The organism is Stenotrophomonas sp. NPDC077659, assembly GCF_050268705.1.
GTDB lineage: Bacteria > Pseudomonadota > Gammaproteobacteria > Xanthomonadales > Xanthomonadaceae > Stenotrophomonas.
The window spans coordinates 1-2,392 of the sequence record NZ_JBNNHG010000250.1; the positions used below are offsets into that span (position 1 = coordinate 1).

At 57.2% G+C, this 2,392-nt stretch carries 3 protein-coding genes; all 3 read right to left on the minus strand.

Going from position 1 to position 2,392, the window contains the following annotated elements; genetic code table 11:
• Positions 1 to 183 precede the first annotated feature (183 nt).
• Positions 184 to 816 carry an imm11 family protein gene (locus tag ACQKDV_RS19105; RefSeq protein ID WP_427785810.1) on the minus strand — a complete coding sequence of 211 codons (633 nt, stop codon included), beginning with the start codon at positions 814 to 816 and terminating at the stop codon, positions 184 to 186.
• 174 nt (positions 817 to 990) lie between these two features.
• Positions 991 to 1,635: a DUF1629 domain-containing protein gene (locus ACQKDV_RS19110; protein ID WP_427785811.1), complete on the minus strand. Its 645-nt coding sequence runs from the start codon at positions 1,633 to 1,635 to the stop codon at positions 991 to 993.
• A gap of 64 nt (positions 1,636 to 1,699) precedes the next feature.
• Entirely contained in the window at positions 1,700 to 2,038 is a 339-nt protein-coding gene (locus ACQKDV_RS19115) for a hypothetical protein (RefSeq protein ID WP_427785812.1), read from the minus strand.
• Positions 2,039 to 2,392: the final 354 nt, after the last annotated feature.

Genomic DNA, 2,392 nt, shown 5'->3' on the forward strand with positions numbered 1-2,392 from the left:
AGACGTCTACGCCGCGCATTGGAAGGGGTGATGTTCCGACTCAAGTAGTCTACGATCTGAGAGGTATTTCAGCAGCCTGCTAGTTCCGAAATGGACGTGGCGTCCTGACCCATATGCGTATGTTAGACACATTTGCTCCACTCGCTCCTTGCCCAACTTCACGGAATCCAAGGTCAGCCTCGATCAAATTCCAGCAGCATCGATAAGCCGAACACCTCGTGTGGAACTCCCAACACCGAACCCTCCTGCGATCAGCGCATCTCTCAGGACTCTGTCGCAGAACACATCTGCGGTGTAAGGCGTTACAAACACATGCGCCGCCCCGACAACGGTCGTATCGAAAGCCAAACGCGCACCACCCGAAGCACTGTAGTACTTGCCATTCCGATACCCCTCGGTCAGCACCTTTACCGTGGACGACGCCAGATCAACTGCATCAAGCACTCTTGTCACTTCGCAGAAGTAGTGAGGCGCAGCTGTGGCGCCATCCTCCAGAACGAACTCGCACTCGGCAAACGCAAAACCCTCGGGATCCACTGATGCAAGCAGTTGCTTCAGAGGCTCTGACACAAGCCAATAGTCAGTGATGCCGCTCTGCAGATCCTTTGGCATTTCACCCAGCCGGCGCTTGTGCCGAAGGCGGGGCTTGACCTTCAGGTTCGCAAGCCCGCCAGCCTCAGGGGGAACGCTCAAACCGGCGGGAAACGGAATATCGTCCTCATTTTCGACCTCAACGCCATTCCCACGCCCACCACCGCGCATGTCAGCACGAAGAATGTAGAACTTGCCCAGCGCTGGCTCGCTTCCGTTTGTCATACCTGATACCTACAAAAGAGAATATTTCACAATTTTTATCACAGGACGTTTTTGCCAGATTTCGCTCGTTTCCAGTGTCAGCGAAGCGAGCCACCTTATCGGCGCGTACCAGGCACACCAAGCTGCCTGTTGCGTGACAAATTCGCCTCGCCTTCGCCAGGAGTGGCTTACGAGTCAGACATTGGCCGCGTCCTTGAATCTCAGGCCGCACGTTCTGCGTTCATCGCCGATACCAGCAGCACGGATAGCCTCCCGGAACTTCCGGTCACAATAGACGAGATCGCCAGAATAGGGCGTTCGAAACACGTGCGCGCCGCCAAGGACGTCCTTTTTGAAGGCCAGGCTGGCCCCGCCGCGAAGATCGTAGAATTTTCCACCGGCATAGTCCTCGTCGATGACCACCCTGAGCGTGGATGCGCCTTCGTCCACAGCGTCCACCTCGCGCACAACGTCGCACAGATAGTACGCAGGCCCATCTCTTCCATCTGGCAGTCGGTAGTCGCACCTCACGAATTCAAACGCGCCAGGATCATTGCTGATGAACACAGCTCTCAGCCGGTCGGATACGAGCCAGTAGCCACTCATTCCCCCTTCAAGATCCTCTGGCGGGTCGCCCACCTTCGGCTTGAGGACAAGGCGAGGCCTTTCCTTCAATGGCGGGAATCCGCCATCCTCAGGACGAAGAATCAGTCTGGGTGACTGCAACAACTCGTCTTCGTTCTCGATCTCAACCCCATGGCCTCTGCCAGGTCTGGTGGTATCGGGCATCAGCAGGAAGAACTCACCTGGCACCGGGCTATTTGGCATGGTCAACTCCATACATGCGATCTCCTTGGCAGGCCCTACACAGCCAGCACCAGATCCCCATTGATCAGCGCCACCTTCACGGTGTCCGCAACCTGAGCACCGCCTCCAGAGCACGGGCTGTAGCAGCTGGATCACCCTGCATAGCGCCCTGCCCGACGGGCGACAGCTCGATCATGGAAAGCTGCTCTACCATCCCCACCGTGTAGGACTCAAGCGGCTTGGCAGCGAATTGCGAACAGCCCAGTTTGGCCGCCAGCTCTCTATCGACCGGAAGATAGAGCCTGTTCTGGGGAACATTGATATCGAATTCGCCCACCGCGTGAAGCTGCTGCAGCAGACCGCTCTGCGAAAAGATCGTGGCATCGATGATCAGCTGCAGGTCAAACAGCCCATCGTTGTCTTCATTGGCCGTCATGGCGTTCCCTCGCTGTGGGTGTGATGCATCCGTTGCCGTAAGTTCTACGCTGGTCCGCGGCGGCGGGCAATCAGAATCCTGTGAATTTCCTCACGGGCTTGGAGTTCCGTCCCAGCCCTGCCGAGCCCGTTTGCCACCAACTACCTGCTGGGCTGCTATGCCGATCTGAAACGCGCGACGCGGCGTACGCGGAGCAGTTGGGAGGGCCATCGGTAGACTCTGTGCCATCCAGACATCATCTGCAATCAATGGAGTTGGCCCATTCAACAATCTGGGAATAAAATTCGCCCCGGCTCGCTTAGCAGGCTGCTGAAATACCAGTCGCCACGCGAGGCGCCACAGTCAACATTTTCC

Excerpts from the sequence above, each read along its gene's own strand:
- ACQKDV_RS19105 (WP_427785810.1), bottom strand. The coding sequence starts at position 816 with ATGACAAACGGAAGCGAGCCAGCGCTGGGCAAGTTCTACATTCTTCGT.
- ACQKDV_RS19110 (WP_427785811.1), bottom strand. The coding sequence starts at position 1,635 with ATGGAGTTGACCATGCCAAATAGCCCGGTGCCAGGTGAGTTCTTCCTG.
- ACQKDV_RS19115 (WP_427785812.1), bottom strand. The coding sequence starts at position 2,038 with ATGACGGCCAATGAAGACAACGATGGGCTGTTTGACCTGCAGCTGATC.